Here is a 21,770-nt window from a genome sequence, read left to right as displayed (position 1 = left end):
TGGCCAGGAGCACGCTCGTCACCAGCCACCTTCCAGAGCCTACCCAGGGCAGACCGACAACTTTTTTTGTCAAGACTAGTCGAACTGTCTTGACGAAGAGAATTTTCGGAAGCAGGATGGGACCATCCACCGACCGACGAGGGAGAACCGATGGGCCACGCGTTCGAGAGCACCGACGAGATCGAGGTGCCGGCATCGGTCGAGGACGTCTGGACGGCCATCGCGACCGGACCGGGGATCGACTCGTGGTTCATGGGCACCAACGAGGTCGCGAACGGCCAGGTCAAGATGGCGTTCGGCGGGTACGGGCCCACGTGCGGGATCACCGCGTCGGAGCCGCCGCACCACTTCGCCTACGACACCGGCAAGGCGCCCGACGGCCGCTTCATGGCCTACGAGTTCCTCGTCGAGGGCCGTGAGCACGGCAGCACCGTGCTGCGGATGGTGACCAGCGGTTTCCTGCCCGGCGACGACTGGGCCGACGAGTTCGAGGCGATGACGCTGGGCGGCGCGCTCTTCCGCGGCACGCTGGCCGAGTACCTGCGCCACTTCGCCGGTCGCACGGCCCGTCCGCTCACGGTCTTCGGGCCGGTGGTCGGCGACTGGGACGAGGCCTGGAAGAAGCTCGGCGCCGCGATCGCCGAGAAGCTCCCGGACGCCGTCGAGTACCACCGCAACGCCCACACTCTCGGCCTGCGCACCGGCACGGGCCTGTACCGCTTCATGCGCGGGTTCGGCGGCCCGGTGATCGCCGCGCACCACGTCTTCGAGGGCGACGAGTCCGAGCAGGACTGGCAGAGCTTCCTCGACACCACCCTGGGAGAGCAGAAATGACCCGCTTCACGACCTCTGCCGACGGCACCGAAGTCGCCTACTCGGTCACCGGCTCCGGACCCGCGCTGGTCCTCGTGGACGGCGCGATGTGCCACCGGATGTTCGGGCCGTCCACCGAGCTCGCGTCCGTGCTGGACAAGGACTTCACCGTGTACACCTACGACCGGCGCGGCCGCGGCGAGACCGGTGACGGCGCGACGCCGTGGTCGTTGGAGCGCGAGGTCGAGGACGTGGACGCGGTCATCAAGGCGGCCGGTGGCAGCGCGTTCGTGTTCGGCGTGTCCTCGGGCGCGGTCCTCGCGATGGAAGCGGCCTCACGCCTGCCCGGCATCTCCCGGCTCGCGCTGTACGAGGCACCGTTCGTCGTGGACGGCACGTACGAGCCGCGCCCCGCGGACATCGTCGCGCGGATGAACGACCTGCTGGCGCGCGGCGACCGTTCCGGGATGATCTCGACGTTCATGAAGATGGTCGGCACGCCCGGCTTCGCCGTCGCGGTCATGAAGCTGACGCCGGTGTGGAAGAAGCTCAAGCGGGTCGCGCACACGCTGCCGTGGGACCTCACGATCCTCGGCCCCGACGGCCGCGGCTCGAAGCTGCCCACCGACCGCTGGGCGGTCAAGGTGCCGACGCTCGCGATGGACGGCGGCAAGAGCCCCGAGTACCTCCGCAACGCCATGAGCAACGTCGCGGAGGTGCTGGGCGCGGACCACAGGACGCTGCCGGGTCAGACGCACATGCTCAAGTCGTCGGTCGCGGCGCCGGAGCTGGTGGAGTTCTTCTCGCGGGCCCAGCGCACCGCGGGACCCATCGCGTAACCGGCCACGACGAACAGCCCGCCGACCAGCACCCAGCCGGCCGCGCCCCAGCCGAGGACGACGGTGGTGAGCAGGGCGGGGCCGACCATCCTGGCGACGGCCGTCCCGGTCGCGAAGAAGCCCTGGTACTGGCCCTGCCGGTCGGCGGGCGCGAGGGAGAAGCTGATCTCCCACGCCCCGGAGGCGAGCATCATCTCGCCGAGCACCTGCAGCGCGGCGGCCGCGACCAGCAACGCCGCCGCGGGCCAGGCGCCCACGCTGAACGCCGTCACCGCGAAGACCGCGCAGGAGGCGAGCATGACCAGCCCGGCGTTCTTCACGAGCCGGGAAGCCTGCGCGAGACCGGTGGCGCGCCGGGCGATCCGCACCTGGAACAGCACGACGGCCGCGGTGTTGAGCACCAGCAGCGCGGCCGCGAGCCACGTCGGCGCCTCGGTGCGCTGCACGATCCACAACGGGATGATCAGGCTCAGCAGCGGCATGTAGAGCAGCATCACGGCGTTGATCAGCGTGACCAGCGCGTACGGCTTGTCCCTGAGCACGTCGAACTTGCCCTTGGCCCTGGTCATCACGGTCTCCGGCAACGTGGCCAGCACCGCCGCCGCCACGAGGAAGCAGAGCGCGTCGAGCACGAACACGGCCGTGTACGCGACCTCGCTGCCGAGGTGCAGCGCGAACCCACCCGCCGCCGCGCCGATCGCGATGCCCGCGTTGGCCGTCGACTGGATGCGCGCACGGACCCGTGTGCGTTCCGCGGGCGTGGTGAGGCCCGCGAGCAGTGCCTGCCTGGACGCCTGCAGCCCGCTCTGGAAGCTCGCGTAGAGGCACATGACCAGCACGAACGCGGTGAAGTCCCGGGTGAACAGCAGGATGCCGATGCTCACGGCCGTGGCGAACGCCAGCACCACGGCGGTGGTGCGCGGTCCCCAGCGGTCGGCGAGGTGTCCCAGCGCGACGCCCGCGACGGCTCCCACGCCCCACGCGAGGGTGAGCGCCAGGCCGACCCGCGTCGCGCTCAGGCCGACCACCTGCGTGAAGTAGAGAGCGGAGACGACGAGGAAGCCGCCGTCGCCGATCGAGTTCGTCAGCTGCGCGTACGCGAGTCGCCTGGTCATGACATGACCGTAGGGCGCTGATTGGCCTCAGTTCTGGGACAAGAAGGCGTTGCTTCTTTGGGCCAATCCGGCTCCGTCAGGGATGCATCCGGGCGCCCTTGAGGATCTTGTCGACGGCGTTCTTCTGGCCGTGCACCGCGATCCCGACCAGGTCGAGGTCCTGCGTGTGCACCTTGCGGACGGCGGCGCGGTTGTCATCGTCGTTGCCGGTCGCGAACAGGTCCGCGGTGAAGATGGTCATCGGCTGGTTGCGGCTCAACGCGCGTTCGTGGGCCTTCTTGACGACGTCCTTGCCGCCTTGCAACACGACGATGGGCTGGCCGAACATCGGCAGGTAGTGCACGTCGTCGGCGTCGATGTAGGGCTCGCCGCGCAGCGTCTCGGGCAGGCCGCTGACGAGGAAGGCGGTCACGTTCAGCGCCTGCCAGCCGGCCAGGTCGTCCCGCAGCAGCACAGCGATCTTGGTGTCGAACATGACCACCACGATCGCGGGCACCCGACCCGCGCGTCTTGTACGTTCCTGACATGAGCGTCACCGCGTGGAAACCGGCGGTGGAAGGCATCAAGGAGGTTTTCCACGCCTCCTTCACCACGCACGTCTACCCCGCGCACACGCACGACGCGTGGACGTTGATGCTGCTCGACACCGGTGCCGTGCGGTACGAGCTGGACCGTCACGAGCACGGCGCTCTCGTGGACGGCGTCACGCTGTTGCCGCCGCACGTGCCCCACGACGGCCGGTCCGCGCACCCCGCCGGGTTCCGCAAGCGCGTGCTGTACCTGGACGACGCGGCACTGCCCTCCGGCCTGATCGGCAAGGCCGTCGACACGCCCATGCTGGTCGACCCGCTGCTGCGCCGGCGCGTGCACCAGCTGCACCTGGCGCTCGACGAGCCGTTGGAGGCGTCGAGCCGGCTGGCGTTGATCACCGAACGCCTCACGCACCACTTCGCGGGCACCACGCCCGCCGTCCACCCCGACCCGACGCTGGCGGACAGGCTGCGGCAGCTGCTCGACGCGTCGCTGCCGGACGGGATGACGGTGAACGCGGCCGCCCAGGAGCTGCAGACGAGCCCGACGCACCTCGTGCGGGCGTTCAGCCGCCGGTTCGGACTGCCTCCGCACCGGTACCTGACCGGGCGCCGGGTCGACCTCGCGCGCGGGTTCCTCGTGGAGGGGCGGTCCGCGGCCGAGGCCGCGGTGCTGGCCGGGTTCCACGACCAGTCGCACCTGACGCGCCACTTTCGCCGTGTGCTGGGTACGAGTCCCGGCAGGTTCGTACGCTGACACCGTGCACGTCGGCATTCTCGGCCCCGTTGAGGCGCATTCCCCGCACGGCAAGATCGCGGTGGGTGGCCCACGTCCGCGCACCCTGCTGGCGCTGCTCGCGATGCGCGTGGGCGAGATCGTCCCGCTCGACCGGTTGATCGACGAGCTCTACGGCTCCGAACCGCCCTCGGACGCCGCCAACGCGTTGCAGGGCCAGGTGTCGAGGCTGCGCCGGGCGCTCGGTGACCCGTCGCTGATCGAGTTCCACCCCGCCGGCTACCGCCTGGCCTTGGCGGCTGAGCGGGTCGACGCGCACCGGTTCGCCTCACTCGCGGCCGAGGGCAGGAAGGCGTGGGAGCGGGGCGATCCGCAGGCGGCGGAGTCCCTCCTGTCCGAGGCGCTCGGCCTCTGGCGCGGCCCGGCGCTCGCCGACGTCGCCGCGGCCGATCACGCGACCCGTCTCGAGCAGCAGCGGTCCGCCGCCACCAGCGCGCTGGTCGCCGCGCGGATCCGGCTCGGCAAGGCCGACGTGCGCGAGGTCCAGGACCTCGTGCGGCAGAACCCGCTGGACGAACGGCTGCGCGGCTACCTCATGCAGGCGCTGAACCAGGACGGCCGCCAGGCCGAGGCGCTGCAGGCGTTCGAGGACGCACGGACGTTGCTGGCCGACGAGCTCGGCACCGACCCGTCACCCGAGCTGCGGGCCGTCCACCTCCAGATCCTGCGCGGCCAGACCCACCGCGAGCCGCCGGCGCAGCTCACCAGCTTCGTCGGCAGGCAGGAGGAGCTGCGGCGCATCGCCTCGCTGACGTCCCGGCTCGTCACGCTCACCGGTCCCGGCGGCGCTGGCAAGACCAGGCTCGCGTTGCGGGCGGCGCCCCCGTCCGCGATCTTCGTGGACCTGGCGCCGGTCAAGGACGTCGCCGCGGCGACCCTGCTCGCGTTGGGGCTCAAGGAGACCGTGCTCGAACCGGAGGTCCGGCTGACGCTCGCACTGCGCGAGCGCGACACGACGCTGATCCTCGACAACTGCGAGCACGTGGTCGTCCAGGCGGCGCACCTGGCCCAGCACCTGCTCAGCACGTGCCCGTCGCTGCGGATCCTCGCCACGAGCAGGGAGCCGCTGGGAATCACGGGCGAGACGCTCTGCCCGGTGCCTCCGTTGCGGCCCGAGCAGAGCGTGGCGCTGTTCGCCGACCGCGCCCGGCTCGTGAACCCGGCTTTCGCGCAGGACCGGCACACCGCCGACATCTGCCGCGAGCTGGACGGCCTGCCGCTCGCGATCGAACTGGCCGCCGCGCGCACGCGGACGTTGACCACGAAGGAGATCGCCGAGCGGCTCAACGACCGCTTCCGCCTGCTCACCAAGGGGAACCGCGCCGCCGCGCCGCGCCACCAGACGCTGCGCGCCGTCGTGGAGTGGAGCTGGGACCTGCTGTCCGAGGACGAACGCGACCTCGCCGCCGCCCTCGCCACGTTCAGCGGCGGGGCGGCGCTGGAGGCCGTGGAGCAGGTGTGCGGGCACGACGTCGAGGTGCTGGACGCGTTGGTGGACAAGTCCTTGGTGGAGGCGGCCGACGGTCGCTACCGCATGCTGGAGACCATCCGCGAGTTCTGCTCGCAGCACAAGCGCGTCGACGCCGAGCACGCCGCGTACTTCCACGCGCTGGCCCGGCGCGCGGATCCCGAGTTGCGGCAACGGAACCAGGTCGAGTGGTTCACGCGGATGACCGCCGAGCACGCGAACTTCCTGCAGGCCGTCGAGTGGACCACCGAGCACGCACCGACGCAGGCGCTGCGGCTCGTCAGCGACCTCGCCTGGTACTGGTACGTCAAGGGCAGCCGCACGGAGGTCCAGGGCCTGGCCCAGAAACTCCTGGAGCGGGTGCCCGACGAACCCACGGAGGAGTACACGGTCCTGCTGGCCCTGGCCGCCCCGGAACGCGTGCGGGACAAGTTCCTCGAGCTGCGCGGCCCGATCGGGCAACCGTTCGTGCTCATCGCGTGGGCGATGATGGTCGGCCCGCCCGACCCGTCCGCGCCGCGCACCGCGCTGCAGGACGAGGTCGAGAGCAGTGACGACCCGTGGATCCGGGGCCTGATCGGCTTCAGCAACTCCTACACCGGCTGGACCGTGCGCGGTGACCGCGCGCTGGCGATCGAGCAGTCCCGCGAGGCGTTGCGGCGGTTCCAGGAGCTGGGCGAACGCTGGGGCGCTGCCCAGGTCCTGGACGTGCTCGCCGACCTGACCGAGGACCCGCACGAAGCCCTCGCCCTGACCGACGAGGCGCTGCGGGCCGTCGCCGAGCTGGGCGCCAGGGAGGAGCTGGCCGAGCTGCGCGGCCGGCGGGCGGACCGGTTGCTCGACATCGACCAGGACCAGGCAGAACGCGACTACCACCAGGCCCTGGACCTGGCCACGCAGGCGGGCCTCGCCGCGACCCGCGCGCTCGCCAACACCGGCCTGGCGAAGATCGCCCAGCGCAGGGGCGACCTGCCGCGCGCCGAGGCGTTGCTGCGGGAGGCCCAGCAGGAGCTCGGCTTCGGGTGGATGCACGCGGCGGCGCAGGAGCAGGTGGAGGACGCGCTCAGCGAACTGGTGCGTAGTCGGGAAGCTTGATCGCGGTCGCGGCCTTCATGTCCATCCGCGCGAACATCGGCATCTTCGGCAACAGCCCGAACATCCTGTCGCGCGCCCACATCCCGAGGCGTGTCGCCGGCGCGAGGAACCGCCCAGGGTTGCCCTGGCTCCCCCGCGCGTACGGGCCGATCAGGGCTTCGTAGCGGGCGAAGGCGTCACCGCCCGCCGCCATCTCCCCCGCCAGCACGTAGGCCGACACGACCGCGAGCCCGGTTCCCATGCCGCCCAGGGTGGAGCCGAACCCGGCGTCCCCGATCAGCGTGACGCGGCCGGAGCTGACCGTCGGCATCCGGACCTGGCTGATCGAGTCGAAGTAGACGCCCGGCGCGACCAGCGCCTCCGGCATGAGCTCCGGCGGCACCGACGACCTGTACATCAGCCAGCCGGGAGCGGAGATCACACCGGGTGAGCACGTCAGGTCGTGGTCGTCGCCCTCGGTGTCCCAGATCGCGAAGTAGTAGCCCTGGAACCGGGGCCGGTAGCCGGGGAAGACCAGCCTCCGCACGCCGGACCGCATCCCGTCGGCGCCGATCACGAAGTCGAAGCGCCGCGACGGGCCGCGGGCGAACGTCACGTCCACGCCGTCGCCGTCGTCGTGCAGCGAGGTGATCCAGTCGCCGAACACGTACTCGGTGTCCGCGGCCGTCAGTTCGTGGAGCAGACGCGAGAGATCGCCGCGGAGGATCTCCACCTCCCCCGCGGTGAACGACGCGGGCAGCCGTGCTCGCTCGCGTCCGTCGAGACCGCGGAACACCATGTCCCGCGGTGACGTCCGCGCGGCTTTCACCGCGTCGAGCACGCCCATCCGCTCCAGCACGGACAGGTGCGCCTCGCCGCGGAAGTCCACGGCCTGGCCGCCGCCGCGCAGCGACGGCGCCCGTTCCACCACGACCGGCGAGAAACCGAAGTGCCGCAACCAGTGGGCGAGCGCGGGTCCGGCGATTCCCGCTCCCGAGATCAGTACGTCCATGCGGGAGAGGGAACGCCGACCGGCTGACCGAACGCCTACGACTGGCTGATGATCTTCAGCATCTGCTGGATCTGGCCCTGCCTGCTGTTGGCCACGCGTTCCGCGTAGGCCGTGGCCTCCGGGTTCATGCCGTCCTTCTTCTCCGTCAGGGACATCTCCACGGCAGCGCCCTGGTGACCCGTCATCAGGTTGAGGAAGGAGGCGTCGAACTCGGCGCCGCTCTTGTTCTTGGTGTCGTCGATGACCTTCGCGTCGAGCAGCGGCTCACCGCCGTGGGCGGCGTGCAGGCTCGCGCCGTCGCCCTCCGGCTTGTCCCAGAGCTTGAGCCACGACTTGAGCGTCGAGAGCTCCTCGCGCTGGGTGGCGTCGATCGCGCTCGCGAGGTCCTTGGCCTCCTGCCGCGTGGCCTTCGCCATCCCCAGCTGGGAGAGGCTGATGCCGAGCTGCAGGTGGTCCACCATCATCTGCACGAACATCACGTCCGCGTCGTTGAACCTCGCGCTGGCGGCGGGTGCAGGTGGCGCGGTGGAGGACGCACCGTGCCCGTGGGCTCCCTGGCCCTCGGGCACGACCGCCTCTCCACCGCACCCCGCCAGCGCCAGGACCGCGACCGCGGTCACGATCACAAGGCGCTTCATCAGGTCAGACCCGCTCCCACAGAGCCGGAACGTTCGGCGGCTCCCAGCCGGTCAGCGAGGTGTGCGCCTGACGGCACCGGTAGTTGGCACCGCTGTAGCTCACCTGCGCGCCGGCCGCGTACGACACGTTCGCCGCCCACGTGCCACCGGCAGGGGGCTGCTGGGTGGTGGTGGTCGGCGGGTTGGTCGTCGTGGTGGGCGGCTTCGGCGTCGTGGTCGTGGGCGGAGGCGTGGTGCCGCCACCGTTGATGTTGACGTCGATGCAGGAGTAGAACGCGTTGCCCGTGTCGGCGATGTTCCAGATCGCGAAGATCTTCTGCCGGCCGGAGAACCCGCTCAGGTTGATGGTGTGCCGCACCGGGTCGACCGGAGCGGCGTTGCCGCCGTCGACGAAGCCGACGCGCGTGCCACCGATGAAGTACTCGTAGTTGCTCGTCTTGTGCCGGGCCGTGAAGGTCCAGCCGATGGTCAGGCTGGTGCCGGTGCTCGTGGCCTGCCAGCCCTTGTTGTCGTCGTTCAGCTCGTCGAAGTCGGCACGAGCGCCGTTGCAGTTCTTCATGCCCTTGGGGCCTTCGGAACTCTGCGGCTCCCACGTGGGCGCACCGCAGGGAACAGTCTTCAACGCACACTGAGCCGTCCGGCTCGGCGGCGAGGACACGTATCCGTGCGCACTCGCCGAACCGACCGGCGTGATGAACACGATTGCAGGAACCGCGGCCATGACCAGCGCCGCTTTACGGGTGAACTTCATTCGTCCGAACTCCTCGGATCGTTCCCGGACAGGGGATCCCACAGCAGGGGGCGGGAACCGGGAGCGTGCTCAGCACCACTCGCCGATCCAGTTTCGGTTTGGTCTAGACCATAAACCGGAGTTCAGAAAGTGGTCAAGTGACCACCACCGGCGAACCGAAAATCATTGCGCAACAACAGGTCCACCCAAGGAACTGGTACTGCCCGTCACCCGTTCGGCGGACACCACGACCCCACTCGGCCTACTGGTACGACACCGCTTCAGTGGGTACCCGGTGGCATGCGCGATTTCGACGAGCCCAGCAGGGCGGCAGGCCCGGGAGTGGTGGCGGACGGACCAGCAGGCGCCCCCACGATCCTCGTGATCGATCCAGCAGGCGAGGCCCTGCACGACGAGATTCCGGCGACCTGGCGCGACCTGACCGACAGGTTGCGCGTGGTGTGGCTGCGAGTCCCGGCGGCACCGGGCTGGCAGTCCACAGTGGACGCGGTGCTGACCAAGCACAGCGACGAGAACCACCCGGTCCTGGACGTGGTCTCGAGCGGTCCGATAGCGGCGGATGTCCTGGCCCTGGTCCGCGAACACGAGGACCTGGTCCGCTCAGTGCTGCTGGTGGACCCCGAGGTCCCGGTGGACGAGCCCTTCGCCCAGGTGGTGGTCCGCAGCCACAAGGCCCCGGACGACCGCATCCCGCCACCACTCCCCCTGGGTCACCCGGACGTGGTGTTCGGCGTGGTCAAGGCCCTGAACGCCTTCGAGTGACGCGGGAACAACCCAGCCTCGAAAACTTCACTGAACCGGACACAACGACCACCCGTATGCCTCGTCAGGGAACCGAGACGGGAGGCATCATGCGTGCGCGTCTGCTCACGATCGTGCTAGGCGGCCTGCTGGCGCTGACAGGCTGTTCAACGGTCAGCGGCGGCAACGGCGGCGAACCAGCAGCCAACGAGGCGGACGCAACCTTCTCGTTGCAGATGATCCCGCACCACCGACAGACGATCGACATCGCCAAGGTCGCTACGAGCAGGTCGAAGGACCAGTTCGTGGTCGACGTGGCGGACAAGATCGCCACAGCGGAGTCGGGCGAGATCGAGCAGATGGCCACCTACCTGCGAAGCTGGAACATCCAGATCCCCGGCGAGGACCCCAACGCCACCCACAAGATGGCGGGCATGATGACCGCCAAGGACGTGGAAACCCTGAAGGCGGCCCAGGGCAAGCAGTTCGACGACCTCTTCCTGGCAACCTTGTCCCGCCACCTCCGCAGCGGCGTGAACATGGCCAAGGACGCCCAGGCCAAGGGCGAGCACATCGGCTCGAAGGCCCTGGCAGGCAAGATCATCGTGAGCCAGACGGAAGTGCTGGACCAGATCGCGGCAAAACAGAAGTCCTGACACCAGAACCGACGACGAACCACCGCACAAGCCCACAGCGCCGCGCGCAGTGGGCTTGTAGCCATGCCAAGCCGACAAACCCGCAAGCCAAACAACCCCGACACCAATACCCTCCCCACCCATGTACGAACAGGTGGAGCCCTACGCCCAGGGCATGCTCGACGTAGGCGACAACCAGAAAATCCACTGGGAAGCCAGCGGCAACCCCACAGGCAAACCAGCGGTGATCTTCCACGGCGGCCCGGGCTCAGGCCTGAACGCACGATGGCGCCAGGACTTCGACCCACAACACTGGAACCTGGTCCTCTGGGACCAACGAGGCGCGGGCAAGAGCACCCCACCGGCCAGCGACCCGGCAACCAGCATGGAGCACAACACCACCCAGCACCTGGTAGACGACGCCGAGAAGCTCAGAAAACACCTGAAAATCGACAAGTGGATGCTGGTAGGCGGCTCCTGGGGCTCAACCCTGGTCCTCGCCTACGCCATCCAGCACCCGACGAGGGTGAGCGAGATCATCATCCCAGCGGTGACCACCTCCCGCCCGGAGGAACACGCCTGGATCACCCGAGGCCTGTCCATGTTCTACCCGGACTACTTCGAGGACTTCAAGAACGGCGTCCCAGAGGAAGACCAGAACGGCAACCTGGCCGCTGCCTACAACAAACTCCTGAACTCCCCAGACCAAAGAACGAGAGAAAAAGCAGCCTGGGACTGGAACAAGTGGGACCTCTCCACCATGACAGGAGGGGACAACAACTTCGAGGGCACCAGGTACGAGGACCCGACCACCCGCTACCTCATGGCCAGGATGGTCACCCACTACTGGGCCAATGAAGCCTTCCTCGAACCGAACTACGTCATGGACAACCTGGACGAGCTCAAAGGCATCCCAGGCATCCTCATCCACGGCCGCAACGACTTCGGCGGCCCGCTGCACACCGCCTGGGAAGTGGCGAAGAGGTGGCCCGACGCCGAACTGGTCATCCTGAACGACGGGGGCCACCAGGCCAAGGACGGCAACAGCATGGACAAGGCCATCGCCGCCGCGGTCGAGAAGTTCCGCTAGGGCGCAACAGGTCCGGGCCGGTGATGCACGCCCTCACCGGCCCACCGGATCCGGTCCGAGAAGACGAACCCAGGCGCCGCGACGAAGTTCACAGCATCATCCACAGACCCGACCCCGGTGTACCGAGCCCGCGACGGATACGGGAAGACGGGCCGAGTACGCACCACAGCACCAGACTGATCCCGCCCAACGGCAACAACCCGGACCGGTGCCCGCCCGCCCTCGACCCAAGACACGAGCTCAGGCAACGGATCGAAGTCGGTCAAAGTGTCACCCCCGGCGCAGTGCCACATCGAAGGCACGATGAACAGCCGGGCCCAGTCCGGCGTCCGCCCACCGGTCAGCCGCTGCCAGTAGTCCAGCGTCCCCTCGAACGGAATCCCCTGATCCCCGGCCCCGTGCCAGATGATCAGCTTCCCACCGGCACGACGGAACTCCCGCAGGTCCAACGACACCGCGTCGGCCTTCCCCGCCTCAACGGACACCCGCCGCAACTCGCGCACGGTGAACTCGAACCCCTCCAGCGAAGACCCGGGCTGACCGATCGGATAGACGAGGTTCTTCAACGCGTTGTCCGCGAGCCCGGCGGACACGGCCTCACCGAACTCCGGCGTCGGGTTGAGCCAGAACGTCCACCCGAGCTCCGACCCGTAGGCCTGCCCACCGGGGTAGAGCCGGGCACCACGGTCCGACGGCCCGTCGTACAACCGCCGGACACGAGCGATCTCGTCGGGAGTCAGCTGCGGAGCCAACGTCCCCGGATCGAACGAGCACAGCCGCGGATCGTCGATCTGCCCGTCCACCAAGCCGTCGAGACCATCACAGGCCGCCATCACCGCGTCGTGCAACAGGAAGATCTTCTCGTTCGGGATGGTGTTGCGCGCGATCCAGGCCTGATAGCCGATCAGAGCGGAGTAGTACCCCGCCGGCGCCGCCGCGACGATCCCGTCGAAGTCGTGCGGATACCGCTGCGCCAGCAGCAACCCCTCGCGCCCGCCGTTGGAGCACCCGCTGAAGTACGAATGGGAGGGCGCCTTCCCGTAGAACACCGAGATGATGTGCTTGGACACCTTCGACAACACGTGCGGCGCACGGAAGAAGTAGTCGTCGCGAGCCTTCTGATCATCAACAGCCCACGTGGTGTCGAAGCCGTTCCAGGGCGGATCGGCCTGGTGACCGTCGTCGGTCGCCGCCACCGCGGCGTCACCGAACGCAGGCCCGCACCCGGCCGGGAAGCCCGGGTCGTCGATGATCCCGCAGAACCCGCCGCACCCGTACTGGAGGTACCGGCCCTGGTACGAGCGGGTCGGCAGCTTCAGCTGGAACCCGATGTCCGGCTCGATCGTCCCGCGCACATCGCAGAACTCCGGCTCACCGGCGACGACGACGGCCGACGCGACACGAGTCCGCGCGTGCGGCACGTCGAACGACCGCACCAGGTCAGCACACGAACGCACCGGGCGGTTCCCGGTACCGGCCAGAGCGGGCGCGGCCCCCGCCGCGACAGTCGCGAGCACCACGAAAAAGATCAACAGCCGACGGAACATGCGAAGCGTCCTTCCCCCTGAAGTCGGACGTACAGGGGGAAGTCTCGCAGCTATCCGACGTGCACGCGTGGGCGTCGGGAAGGATCCTCCTCAGCCGAGCGGATGATCTCGCGTACGACCGGAGGCGTATCCCCGCGGCCCAGGATCAGGTAGCGGAAGAGGTGTCCCAGGGGATTGCCTTCCGACCACTCGAAGTGCGCGTGCGGAATCACGCCGGTGGAGTCGCGCAACGCCAGCAGGATCGCCGCGATCGCGTTCGGCGCGGCCGGGGCGGACGCGCGCAGGACGCGGTGGCCGTCCACCTCGACCCCGCGGACGCACAGCACGTGGCTGAACGCCGACGGGTCGACGATGTCGATCTCCAGGAAGATCACGTCGGCCGTGCCGGGCACCGGGTTCATGCCGCGCTGCTCGGTCTCCTTCTCGTCGTACTCGGCCTTGTCGCCGTTCTGACGGCGGTTCGCGATCAACGTGATGCGGCCGTCGTTCGCGATCGTCTCGGTGACGAACCGCCGTGCCTCGTCGTCGAACTTGATCCTGTCGACCCGCAGCTCGGTCGTGCGGGAGATGCGCGACACCAGCGAGATCACCACGATGCCGAGGATGAAGCCGAACGAGATCGTGATGCCGTCCGGCTTCTCGATCACGTTCTCCACCAGCGCGTACAGCAGCACCAGCGTCAGCACGGCGAAGCCGGTCGTCGCGCCGCGCTGCTTCTTGCGGAACGCCGACGCCGTCACCGCGAACGAGCCGGACACCATCATCGCCAGGATGCCGGTGGCGTACGCGCCGGCCTGCGCGTTCACGTCGGCGTTGAAGATGATCGTGATGATGACGCAGATGACCGTGTAGACGAGCACGACGGGGCGGACCGCGCGGCCCCACTCCGGCGCCATGCCGTAGGAGGGCAGGTAGCGCGGCACGATGTTGATCAGGCCGGCCATCGCGGACGCGCCGGCGAACCACAGGATCAGGATGCTGCTGATGTCGTAGACCGTGCCGAACGCCTCGCCGAGCAGCTCGTGCGCGAGATAGGCCAGCGCACGGCCGTTCGCGGGACCACCGGGCGCGAACTTGTCCTGCGGCACGAGCACCGTCGTGATGAACGACGTGGCGACCAGGTACACCGACATGATCAGCGCGGCCGTCGTCAGGAGCTTGCGGGTGTTGCGGACGCGGCTCTCCAGCCGCTCCTGGGCCGTCTTCCCGTCCGCGGCGACCAGCGGCATCATGCTGACGCCGGTCTCGAAGCCGGACAGGCCGAGCACCAGCAGCGGGAACGCCAGCACCGCCGGCCCGACCACCCCGAAGAAGCCGTCGCCGTGCGAGCCCAGCGCCGAGATCCAGCGGTCGAGGGCGTCCGGCGTCGCGAAGACGTCCACGAGGCCCACCACGGCCACGACGGCGTTCAGCACGAGGAACACCGCCACCAACGGGATCGCGACGCCCACTGCCTCGCTGAAGCCCATCAGGAACACGCCGCCGAGGACCAGCAGCAGGACGATCGTCACGATCAGCTGGGAGCCGTGCAGCGCCTCGGGGACGTACGGGTTCTCCAGCGCGTGCACCGAGGCGTCGGCGGCGGAGAGCGTGATCGTGATGATCCACGACGTCGCCACGAACCCGAGCAGCACCAGCACGAAGATCTTGCCGCGCCAGAACGGCAGCAGGTTCTCCAGCATCGCGACCGAGCCCTGGCCGTTCGGGCTCTCCTGCGCCACCCGCCGGTACATCGGCAGCATGCCGAGCAGCGTCAGCGCCACGATGAGCAGCGTCGCCAGCGGCGAGAGCGATCCGGCGGCCAGCGCGGCGATGCCGGGCAGGTAGGACAACGTGGAGAAGTAGTCGACGCCCGTCAGCGTCATGACCTTCCACCACGCGTGGGGCTTGGCGTGGGACTCGTGGCTCTCAGGACCCGACGGCGCCACGCGGTCGGCGAGCAGCCACCTCCCCAGCGGTCCACCGGGCGGTGACGGCCGTTCGGGGCTCGGCACCTCGGCGGGGACGGCGTACTCCGTGCTCATGGCGCAGAGCATGCCACCACGAGAGGATCAAGGCCGGAAGTCGGCCGGGAATCCCGCTTCTTGAACAGACAATCCGGACGGACGGAGCGTTCCGATGGTGCCCTGGGTGTGCAGGTCGAGGAACATGTCCACAACGTCCGGATCGAACTGTTCGCCCCGTCCCGCCCAGAGTTCCCGCCGTGCCCGGCTCTCGTCCAGTGCGGTCTGGTGTGGACGGTTCGACCGCATCGCGGCCCACGCCACGCAGACGGACAGGATGCGCGCTTCCGCACGGATGTCCGCGCCGCGCAACCCGTCCGGGTAGCCGGTGCCGTCGTAGCGCTCGTGCTGCTGCCTGATCACGTGCGCCACGCCCGCGAACCCCGGCACCATCCTGGCGAGCCGGTAGCCGAAGTCCGGGTGCTGGCGCAGCAGCCGCCACTCCTCTTCGGACAGCGCGCCGGGCTTGGTCAGCACCACCTCGGGAATGATGATCTTGCCGATGTCGTGCAGGCGGCCCGCGAGCTGCGCGACCCTGGTGGTCGGCGCGTCCAGTCCGAACTCCCCCGCCGCCACACCGGCCCAGCGCGACACCGAACGGCTGTGGTCGTAGCGGTGCAGCCAGCCGTCCACCCGGTCCGCGACCTGGCAGAGGAACTCCGCCATCGCGCCGTCGGTGTCCGGGTCGACGGCGGGCAGCGGCTCGGGGCCGACCGCGATCCTGTTGCGCCCCGCCGCCTTCGCCGCGTAGAGCGCGCGGTCCGCGATCACGACGATGTCGTCCGGACCGTCGCCGTGCGTCGGGAAGCTCGCCGACCCGACGGACACCGTGACGGACAACGGGATGTCGTCGTTGCCCGCGTTGACCGGAATGGGCTTCTCGGCCACCCGTTCGCGCAACCGGTTCGCGATCACGGACAGCCTGCCGGGACCCGCCTCCGGGACGAGCAGCGCGAACTCCTCGCCGCCGTAGCGCGCGAGCACCTCACCGGCGCGGGAGGCCGCGCGCAACCGCGCCGCGACCTCCATCAGCACGTCGTCGCCGGCGGGGTGGCCGTAGTTGTCGTTGATGGACTTGAAGCGGTCGACGTCGATGATGAACACCGCGACCGAGCCGTCGTTGCGCCGCGCGCGGGAGATCTCCAGCGGCAGCTGCGCCTCGAAGAACCGGCGCGTGTGCAGGCCCGTGAGGCTGTCGGTGATCGCGAGCTTGCGCTGGTCGGCGACGAGCCCCGCGAGCCGGGCGATGATCAGCAGCGACAGCAGCGCGCTGCCTGCCGCGATCACCAGGACGTCCTGCGACGACTCGCCCACGTCGTGCACCAGCATGAGGATCGGCGCCGCCAGGGCGGCCGACGACAGCGCGATGATCCGGCCGCGGCTCAGGCCGACGTCCTTGACGTGCCCGCGGTCGACGAGGCGCGCCATCGTCGGGTGCAGCGCGGCCGCGCCGATGCACAGGTTGGCCGACAGCCAGATGGCGTCGAGGAAGTTGCCCGCGTGGTAGCTGCCGTCGAGGCGCTGCAGCACGTAGATCGTGTCCGCGGTCAGGATGCCCAGCAGGTTGCCCGTCAGCAGGATGAACGCGCGCGGGCGCGGACCGGCGCCGAAGATCAGGCGCAGCGCGACGACGAAGAGCGCGAGGTCCATCATCGGGTAGCCGAGCGACGCGATCTTCACCAGTACCGGTGACGTGAGCCTCGCCTGCGGGCCGATCACGTAGAGCCAGGACGCCATGCCCGCGACGACCGCGAGCACCGCGGCGTCGAGCAGGCTGGGCAGGTCGAGGCCCGGGGTGCGGCGGCGGATCAGCATGATCACACCCGCCACCATCAACGGGTAATGCCCCAGGTAGAAGATGTCCGCATAGGACGGGTAAACCGTGTGCCCGAAGATGTAGTGCGATGCGTAGAACGTCAGGTCCGCCATCGCGTAAACGACCTGGCTGAGTGCGAGGAACACCCACGGACGCCGCCATTGGGGGCGGTTGCGCTTGACACCCGCGAAAGTCGCGATCGCGGCGGAGGCGCTGATCGTGCAGTAGAGCACCACCCGCACCGTTTGTCCCGTTGTCCCCGCAGGGCTGACCGGAATCAGGTAGTAGACGCCCAGGAGCAGGTGACCTGCCACCAGGTACATCCACCACGCTCCGGTCCGGCCGGCACGGAAGATGGTCACCCGAGACCCCTCGTTCTACGACTTGGTCGAGCCAGTGATGATGCCCGACTCAGGATGTTCGCGGCACCGCCGTTACTCCAATGAGGTGACTCCTTAATACGACGCTACCGCAAATCGCTGTTCTGTTTTCCACGCGAAAGAATCCGAGTGCCGCAGTGGCAACCGGGTGCACGTGGCCCGCGTCGGTCCCCCGCATCGATTTTCGCACGACTTTTGCCTGCACGACGCGGATTCACACCACCTCGTGCGAATCCATGCGTTCACGGCGGTCTCCGCGGATGTTCGTCGTTGACCGTTGCTGGTGCGCGGCGGACGACAATGACGAGTCGCACGGTCTTGAGAACGTTTGCGCACTCGATCAACGGACTATCGTGAGAGGTGTGGACGGCGTTCGGTTCGGGGTGCTCGGCCCGCTGCTCGTCACCCACGGGCCGCGGACCGTGCGCATCCCCGCCGGCCAGCCACGACAGGTCCTGGTGCTGCTGCTCCTGCACGCGGGCAGGACCGTCGGCGTCGACCACCTGATGTCGGTCCTGTGGGAGGGCGACCCTCCCGCCAGTGCGCGCAAGGCCGTGCAGGTGCACGTGTCGCAGCTCAGGCGCGCGTTGAAGGACCTGCCGGGGGTGTCGCTGGAGTGGTCGCCGCAGGGCTACCGGCTCGACGTCCCCGACCGCTCGCTCGACCTGCAGCTCTTCCGGGAGGCCCGCGACCCCGACGAGGCGCTGGCCCACTGGCGCGGGCCCGCGCTGGCCGAGCTGACCACCAACACCCAGCTCGCGAACCAGCTGGAGGAGGAACGGCTCGCCGCGATCGAGCGCAGGGTCGACAAGGCGCTTCGTGACGGCCGCCACCTCGAGGTCGTCGGCGAGCTGACCGGGTACGTCGCGGATCACCCGACCAGGGAACGGTTGCGCGGCGCGCTCATGGTCGCGCTGCACCGCTGCGGACGGCAGGCGGACGCGCTCAGGACCTACGACGAGGGCAGGCGGCTGCTCGCGGACGAGCTCGGTCTCGACCCCGGCCAGGAGCTCAGGGACCTGCACGCCGCGATCCTGCGGGGCGACCTCCCCGCCGTTCCCCGCGAGCTGCCCAAGGCCCCGGAGCCGTTCGTCGGACGGCGTGCGGAGATCGAGCTGATCACCGGTGCGGCCGACCCCGTGATCGCCGTGCACGGACCCGGCGGGCAGGGCAAGAGCGCGCTGGCCACCGCCGCGGCGCACGCGATGGCCGGCCGCTTCCCCGACGGCCAGCTGTACGTGGACCTGCACGGCGCCACGCCGGGTCGTTCCCCGCTCTCGCCCGCCGAGGTGGTCAGGCGGTTCCTGCGCGCCTTGGGCACGCCCCCGCTCGCGGTGCCGACGGACCCCTCCGAGGCCGCAGCGCTCTACCGGTCGACGCTGGCCAGGCGCAAGGTGCTGGTGCTGCTGGACAACGCCGTCGACGCGGCGCAGGCCGGACCGCTGCTGCCCGGCGAGGCCGGGTCGGCCGTGCTGATCACCAGCAGGCGGATGCTCGCCACGCTCGGGGCGCGGCACGTGCGGCTCGACCCGTTGCCCGAGGCGGACGCGCTGCGGCTGCTCGGCGACGACAGCGAGGCGGCCAAGCAGGTCGCGAAGGCGTGCGACCACCTGCCGCTCGCCCTCACGATCGCGGCCGCGCGGCTGCGGTCACGGCCGGACTGGACGACGGCGACACTGGCCAGGCGGCTCGCGGACCAGCGGCACCGCCTCGACGAGCTGCGCTTCGACGACCTCGGCGTGCGGTCGAGCTTCCAGCTGGGCCTGGAAGGCCTGCCCGACCGGTCGACCAGGGCGTTCACCCTGTTGTGCTGCCTGAACGTTCCGACGGTGAGCGAGCAGACCGCGCGGGCGCTGCTCGGGCAGGACGACGTGGACCGCGCGCTGGACCCGTTGGTGGACGCCAAGCTCATCGAGCCGTGCGGGCCAGAGCGGTACCGGGTGCACGACCTGCTCAGGCTGTTCGGCGCCGAGCAGGCGACCGGCGAACGGCACGAAGCCCTGAGCCGTGCGCTGGTCCACTACCGAGAGACGCTCACCGCCGCTCTGCGGAAGCTGCGCCCGCACGCCTATGGCGCGCTCACGAACTCCGCCGCGCGGCAGGACCTCGACGAGCCGTTGCGGTGGCTGACGGACGAGGCCGAGAACCTGCTGGCGGCGGCCCGCTCCACGGTGGGCGAACCCGAGCTCGCCGAGCACTCCCTCGCCATCGCGCACATGCTCTACCCGCATCTGTTCAAACAGGACAGGGTCGCGGACCTGGTCGAGCTGGGCGAGGTCGCCGACCGGGCCGCGCGGACGATCGGCACCTCCGCCGCGATGCAGACCGCGCTTCTCGTGCGGTCGGCGGTGAACCGGCGGATCGGCGAGTTCGACCTCGCCCGCGCACAGCTCGAGGAAGTCCTGGACGCCCGCGCCGACGACCCGTTCGGCCAGGGCCGCGCGCTGGCCGGCATCGGCACGATCCACCGCGAGCTGGGTGAGCTGGACAAGGCCACGTCGGCCCTGACCAGGGCGATCGAGCTCACGACCGAGCACGGACCCGTGGGGGCGCAACGGGTTCCGTTGTCCGCGCTGGCCCAGGTCCACCAGGTCGCCGGCCGGTACGAGCAGGCTCTCGAAGCCGCGACCGGAAGCCTTGCCCACGCCGACCGGGACGCCGCCGGAAGGGCGTACGCGCTGGCCTCACAGGGGCAGGCGCTGTTCAAGCTCGGCCGGCTGGACGAGGCGGAGGCCGCGTTGGGCGAGTGCATCGAGCTGTGCCGGATGACGGGCGAGCACAACGACGAGTGGCAGGCTCTGCTGTGCCGTGCGGAAGTCCTGCTGGCCGCAGGCAAGATCTCGAAGGCAGTGGAGGACGCCGAACGCTGCCTGGAGATCACCGGCGCGCGCGGTGACCGCTACGGCGAGGGCGTCGCGCACCTCGTGCTCGCCAAGGCGGGGCTGGAGAAGCACGCGGACCGGGCGGCCGAACTGCTCGGCACACCCGGTCTGCGCAGGGACAACCTCTTGGACAGCCTGATCTGCTAGATCAGTCGCCGTAGGGGTTCTGCATCGACACGTGGACGTGGTCGTAGTGTCCACCCGTCACACCGCTGCCCGCGGTGTAGGTGCGCCAGCCCTCGGACGAGCGGGCGACGCTCCAGATCTTGCCGTCCCAGATCACGTAGCGGACGTCGAGCCTGACCGCGTGCTGCTTCAGCCAGTTCGCCAGCTTCCAGCCCTGCGCCTCCTGGGCGGAGTTCGGGTACTGGCCGATCGCGTTCGAGATGGTGCAGTCGAGCGCGTTGCCGGTGTTGTGGTTGCTCGTCGACGGCTCACCGGGCCGGTAGTCGCCCACGTAGCACTGCGTCTCACCGGTCAGCTCGGCGATCTGCGTGCGCACGAACTTCGTGCGGGCGGAGGCGTTCGGTGCCCGCACGGCCTGCTCCGGGTTCGTGTTCTCCGGCGGGGTCGGGTAGGGACCGGGGTCGCCGGGGTCCGGGTCGGGGTCGCCGCCACCGCCACCGCTGTCGCCGATGCGGTGCGAGGCGTTCTCGTTCTTCAGGCCCGCCTTGAGGTTGCCCTTGGCACCCGCGGCGAACGTCTGGCTGGTGCCGCCGTAGCCGCTGTTGAAGTACACGGTGACCGGCTTGCCGGTGCGGTTCCACACGGAGGCCGCGTTGTTCTTGACGCAGACGCCCTGGCCGTTGCCGGAGCCCTTGAACTCGTAGCAGCTCGGCTGGCTGTCACCGTAGTCGGAGACGGAGGTGTCGAAGTCGGACACCGAACCGGCCTGGTCGCTGTTGAAGTACAGGCAGAACTCGTCGTCGTTGCAGACGCCGTCACGGGCCTCGGCCGGAGAGCCGACGCGGTGCGAGGCGTTCTCGTTCTTCAGCCCCGCCTTGAGGTTCGCCTTGGCGCCGGAGCCGATCGTCTGGCTCGTGCCGCCGTAGCCGCTGTTGAAGAACACCGTGACCGAGCTGCCCTTGCGGTTCCAGACCGACGCGGCGTTGTTCTTCACGCACACGCCCTGGCCGTTGCCGGAGCTCTTGAAGTCGTAGCAGGTCGGCTGGCTGTCGCCGTAGTCGGAGATCGAGGTGTCGAAGTCGGACACCGACCCCGCCTGGTCGCTGTTGAAGTAGAGGCAGAACTCGCCCGACTCGCAGACGCCGTTGCGCGCTGTCGCCGCCGAGGCCGTGGCCGTGCCGAACAACACGCCGAGCAGCGCACTGGCGAGCGCCGCGAAAGCCAATCTTCGTAACACCGTGAGCCCTTCTGTTGGAGGATCCCGGAAAAACCAGCCGCAGTGCTCGAACCCGCTGGTGCGGCTGAAGTCGATCGAGGCTCACCCGAAGACGCGGCGGACCTCGGAGTACGGCGTGCCGTGGCTGCTGGGACCGCTGATCCGGACGCTCTGCCCGCCGCGCGGCGGCGAGGCCTCCAGGATCTTGTCGTCATCCGGGTGGAGGGCGACGTGCGTGGTCGTTGCCGGAACGGCCTGAGCCGTGGGCGGGCCCCCCCCCCGCCCCCCCCCCCCCCCC

General features: G+C 69.5%; 17 protein-coding genes. 8 read left to right on the top strand and 9 right to left on the bottom strand.

Going from position 1 to position 21,770, the window contains the following annotated elements:
- Positions 1-150 precede the first annotated feature (150 nt).
- Positions 151-834 carry an SRPBCC domain-containing protein gene (locus VM306_RS24175; RefSeq protein WP_325518905.1) on the top strand — a complete coding sequence of 228 codons (684 nt, stop codon included), beginning with the start codon at positions 151-153 and terminating at the stop codon, positions 832-834.
- The gene (locus VM306_RS24170) at positions 831-1,652 is read left to right on the top strand and encodes an alpha/beta hydrolase (RefSeq protein WP_325518903.1); all 822 of its coding nucleotides are present in this window, start codon (positions 831-833) and stop codon (positions 1,650-1,652) included. Before VM306_RS24175 ends, VM306_RS24170 begins: the two co-directional genes overlap by 4 nt.
- Here VM306_RS24170 and VM306_RS24165 read toward each other — a convergent pair.
- Together VM306_RS24165 and VM306_RS24160 are read right to left on the bottom strand one after the other, a co-directional pair.
- Positions 1,562-2,767 (bottom strand): MFS transporter, encoded by a 1,206-nt coding sequence (locus tag VM306_RS24165; protein ID WP_325518901.1) that lies wholly within the window; start codon positions 2,765-2,767, stop codon positions 1,562-1,564. The genes VM306_RS24170 and VM306_RS24165 overlap by 91 nt on opposite strands.
- Before the next feature lie 76 nt (positions 2,768-2,843).
- The gene (locus tag VM306_RS24160) at positions 2,844-3,242 is read right to left on the bottom strand and encodes a DUF2000 domain-containing protein (RefSeq protein WP_325518899.1); all 399 of its coding nucleotides are present in this window, start codon (positions 3,240-3,242) and stop codon (positions 2,844-2,846) included.
- A gap of 50 nt (positions 3,243-3,292) precedes the next feature.
- Here VM306_RS24160 and VM306_RS24155 point away from each other — a divergent pair, with 50 nt between their 5' ends.
- Positions 3,293-4,054, top strand: a complete 762-nt coding sequence (locus VM306_RS24155; protein ID WP_325518897.1) for an AraC family transcriptional regulator — start codon at positions 3,293-3,295, stop codon at positions 4,052-4,054.
- Between the two features lie 4 nt (positions 4,055-4,058).
- Positions 4,059-6,656 (top strand): BTAD domain-containing putative transcriptional regulator, encoded by a 2,598-nt coding sequence (locus tag VM306_RS24150; protein WP_325518895.1) that lies wholly within the window; start codon positions 4,059-4,061, stop codon positions 6,654-6,656.
- Here the strand turns inward: VM306_RS24150 and VM306_RS24145 are convergent.
- From VM306_RS24145 to VM306_RS24135, 3 genes are read right to left on the bottom strand one after another with little or no spacing between them, the layout of a single operon-like run.
- A complete protein-coding gene (locus VM306_RS24145; protein ID WP_325518893.1) occupies positions 6,625-7,647 on the bottom strand; it encodes an FAD-dependent monooxygenase in 1,023 nt (340 codons plus the stop codon). The genes VM306_RS24150 and VM306_RS24145 overlap by 32 nt on opposite strands.
- A 35-nt stretch (positions 7,648-7,682) precedes the next feature.
- On the bottom strand, positions 7,683-8,285 hold the full coding sequence (locus tag VM306_RS24140) for a DUF305 domain-containing protein (RefSeq protein WP_325518891.1): 603 nt from the start codon (positions 8,283-8,285) through the stop codon (positions 7,683-7,685).
- 4 nt (positions 8,286-8,289) lie between these two features.
- A complete protein-coding gene (locus VM306_RS24135) occupies positions 8,290-9,006 on the bottom strand; it encodes a lytic polysaccharide monooxygenase (RefSeq protein ID WP_325518986.1) in 717 nt (238 codons plus the stop codon).
- A gap of 309 nt (positions 9,007-9,315) precedes the next feature.
- Here VM306_RS24135 and VM306_RS24130 point away from each other — a divergent pair, with 309 nt between their 5' ends.
- The 3 genes from VM306_RS24130 (at position 9,316) to pip (ending at position 11,502) form a co-directional block, all read left to right on the top strand.
- Positions 9,316-9,798 (top strand): hypothetical protein, encoded by a 483-nt coding sequence (locus VM306_RS24130; RefSeq protein ID WP_325518889.1) that lies wholly within the window; start codon positions 9,316-9,318, stop codon positions 9,796-9,798.
- Positions 9,795-10,433, top strand: a complete 639-nt coding sequence (locus VM306_RS24125; RefSeq protein WP_325518887.1) for a DUF305 domain-containing protein — start codon at positions 9,795-9,797, stop codon at positions 10,431-10,433. The genes VM306_RS24130 and VM306_RS24125 overlap by 4 nt, the downstream gene beginning before the upstream one ends.
- 121 nt (positions 10,434-10,554) lie before the next feature.
- Positions 10,555-11,502 (top strand): prolyl aminopeptidase, encoded by a 948-nt coding sequence (pip, locus tag VM306_RS24120; RefSeq protein ID WP_325518885.1) that lies wholly within the window; start codon positions 10,555-10,557, stop codon positions 11,500-11,502.
- On the opposite strand, the gene VM306_RS24115 is transcribed toward pip, so the two are convergent.
- Genes VM306_RS24115 through VM306_RS24105 form a run of 3 tightly spaced genes read right to left on the bottom strand, consistent with a single transcriptional unit; the run spans position 11,499 to position 17,230 of the window.
- A complete protein-coding gene (locus VM306_RS24115; protein WP_325518883.1) occupies positions 11,499-13,049 on the bottom strand; it encodes a tannase/feruloyl esterase family alpha/beta hydrolase in 1,551 nt (516 codons plus the stop codon). The genes pip and VM306_RS24115 overlap by 4 nt on opposite strands.
- 50 nt (positions 13,050-13,099) lie before the next feature.
- Positions 13,100-15,073: an amino acid transporter gene (locus VM306_RS24110; protein ID WP_325518879.1), complete on the bottom strand. Its 1,974-nt coding sequence runs from the start codon at positions 15,071-15,073 to the stop codon at positions 13,100-13,102.
- A gap of 27 nt (positions 15,074-15,100) precedes the next feature.
- On the bottom strand, positions 15,101-17,230 hold the full coding sequence (locus VM306_RS24105; protein ID WP_325518877.1) for a diguanylate cyclase: 2,130 nt from the start codon (positions 17,228-17,230) through the stop codon (positions 15,101-15,103).
- Between the two features lie 380 nt (positions 17,231-17,610).
- Here VM306_RS24105 and VM306_RS24100 point away from each other — a divergent pair, with 380 nt between their 5' ends.
- On the top strand, positions 17,611-20,277 hold the full coding sequence (locus tag VM306_RS24100) for an AfsR/SARP family transcriptional regulator (RefSeq protein ID WP_325518875.1): 2,667 nt from the start codon (positions 17,611-17,613) through the stop codon (positions 20,275-20,277).
- Between the two features lies 1 nt (position 20,278).
- On the opposite strand, the gene VM306_RS24095 is transcribed toward VM306_RS24100, so the two are convergent.
- Positions 20,279-21,493 carry a peptidase inhibitor family I36 protein gene (locus tag VM306_RS24095; RefSeq protein ID WP_325518873.1) on the bottom strand — a complete coding sequence of 405 codons (1,215 nt, stop codon included), beginning with the start codon at positions 21,491-21,493 and terminating at the stop codon, positions 20,279-20,281.
- Between the last annotated feature and the right edge of the window lie 277 nt (positions 21,494-21,770).

It is taken from the genome of Lentzea sp., assembly GCF_035525475.1.
Lineage (GTDB): Bacteria > Actinomycetota > Actinomycetes > Mycobacteriales > Pseudonocardiaceae > Lentzea.
The sequence above is the reverse complement of the archived record's forward strand: the minus strand, read 5'-3'. Positions and strand labels throughout refer to the sequence as shown.

Coding starts and splice junctions, on each gene's coding strand:
- VM306_RS24155 (WP_325518897.1), top strand. CDS start 3,293: ATGAGCGTCACCGCGTGGAAACCGGCGGTGGAAGGCATCAAGGAGGTT.
- VM306_RS24115 (WP_325518883.1), bottom strand. CDS start 13,049: ATGTTCCGTCGGCTGTTGATCTTTTTCGTGGTGCTCGCGACTGTCGCG.
- VM306_RS24140 (WP_325518891.1), bottom strand. CDS start 8,285: ATGAAGCGCCTTGTGATCGTGACCGCGGTCGCGGTCCTGGCGCTGGCG.
- pip (WP_325518885.1), top strand. CDS start 10,555: ATGTACGAACAGGTGGAGCCCTACGCCCAGGGCATGCTCGACGTAGGC.
- VM306_RS24145 (WP_325518893.1), bottom strand. CDS start 7,647: ATGGACGTACTGATCTCGGGAGCGGGAATCGCCGGACCCGCGCTCGCC.
- VM306_RS24110 (WP_325518879.1), bottom strand. CDS start 15,073: ATGAGCACGGAGTACGCCGTCCCCGCCGAGGTGCCGAGCCCCGAACGG.
- VM306_RS24165 (WP_325518901.1), bottom strand. CDS start 2,767: ATGACCAGGCGACTCGCGTACGCGCAGCTGACGAACTCGATCGGCGAC.
- VM306_RS24175 (WP_325518905.1), top strand. CDS start 151: ATGGGCCACGCGTTCGAGAGCACCGACGAGATCGAGGTGCCGGCATCG.
- VM306_RS24160 (WP_325518899.1), bottom strand. CDS start 3,242: ATGTTCGACACCAAGATCGCTGTGCTGCTGCGGGACGACCTGGCCGGC.
- VM306_RS24170 (WP_325518903.1), top strand. CDS start 831: ATGACCCGCTTCACGACCTCTGCCGACGGCACCGAAGTCGCCTACTCG.
- VM306_RS24130 (WP_325518889.1), top strand. CDS start 9,316: ATGCGCGATTTCGACGAGCCCAGCAGGGCGGCAGGCCCGGGAGTGGTG.
- VM306_RS24135 (WP_325518986.1), bottom strand. CDS start 9,006: ATGGCCGCGGTTCCTGCAATCGTGTTCATCACGCCGGTCGGTTCGGCG.